Raw genomic sequence first — 1,273 nt, forward strand, 5'->3', positions numbered from 1 at the left:
CTTTTATTCCTGATGCATGAACTGCCTCAACCACCTGCTGATTAATGTTAGTATATCCCATACCCAGTCCAGATTTAATTCCTAAAGATACTGCAAAAGTAACATTTTCAGTAGAATACCCTTCCACAATATACATAACATTAACTGTTGGGATTAAAGACTCAATCTTACTTAGTGGCTCTTCATAACCTGAAATAATATACCCTGTTGAAGAAAAACCATACTGTTCAAATTTCATAGCAATATCTGAATACTGTTCAGGGGTAGCGGTTGCCTGTTTAATTTCTATTAATGGAATAACTCCCTTTTGCTTACAAGCTGCAAGGTATTGATCTAAAGTTGGAACTTTGTACTGTGTTATTTGACCAGAATTATTTTTTAGATATAAATTTTGAATTTGGGCAAGAGTAAGATCTGCAACAGCTCCATGTCCATTAGTTGTTCTATCAACAGTTGCATCATGCATATTAACCCATTGCCCATCAGAAGTTGTTTGAATATCAGTTTCTACCGCTGAATATTTTGCTGAAAGAACTGATTCAACAGAGTTCTCTGGAAACTCTGTGTGATTACCTCTATGATTTACCAAAAGTATATCATCAGAGTCACTATTTGTAGCAGAAACACCGTACCAAGCAATACCTTCATATCTCCAAAAATTTCCAGCACTTAAAACTCTTTTCTCGTTCGCATCAGTAGTGAATAAATGCTGTTTAATCTTTGAACTATACAATCTATATACTGGAACGCTTCCCGCTACTGTCGCTCGAAAAACAATTCCTTCATTCTTCCAACCACTGCGGCTTAACACCCTTGCTTCATTAAGATCAGCAGTATACAGATGCTGCCTAATCGAAAAGTTATAAAGCCTATATATAGGTGTATCACCATTATTTTTTCCATAGAAAGTTACTCCCTCAAACCTCCCCCAACCAATACGTACCAACGTATTCTTTTCGTTAAGGCTAGAGGTATATAAATGTTCTAAATTTCTTGGATTATAAACCCGATAAACAGGAGTAGGAGAACTGGTATCATCAGCAAATCCCCTAAGTTCATAAGACATTCCAAATATTACCAGTGCAAACACAAAAATAATTTTTAAATCAATTTTTTTCATTTTTACCAAAGTCGTTTCTATCATAATTTATATTTTATTTTCCATATTAAGTAAATCATCCAACCAAATAGCAGATTAACTATGACCAATTTTATTTTACCACTTTAAGTTATAATTTACCTTACTTTATTCTTTTGAAAAAATACAAAATCT

At 33.6% G+C, this 1,273-nt stretch carries 1 protein-coding gene; it reads right to left on the reverse strand.

Annotated features, from left to right (window positions below):
- Positions 1-1,144 (reverse strand): glycerophosphodiester phosphodiesterase family protein (locus tag ABWI07_RS44195; RefSeq protein ID WP_353822212.1); only part of this gene is annotated, 1,144 nt, incomplete at its 3' end.
- Between the last annotated feature and the right edge of the window lie 129 nt (positions 1,145-1,273).

The sequence above is a fragment of the Actinomadura sp. NPDC000600 genome (assembly GCF_040492135.1).
GTDB lineage: Bacteria > Actinomycetota > Actinomycetes > Streptosporangiales > Streptosporangiaceae > Spirillospora.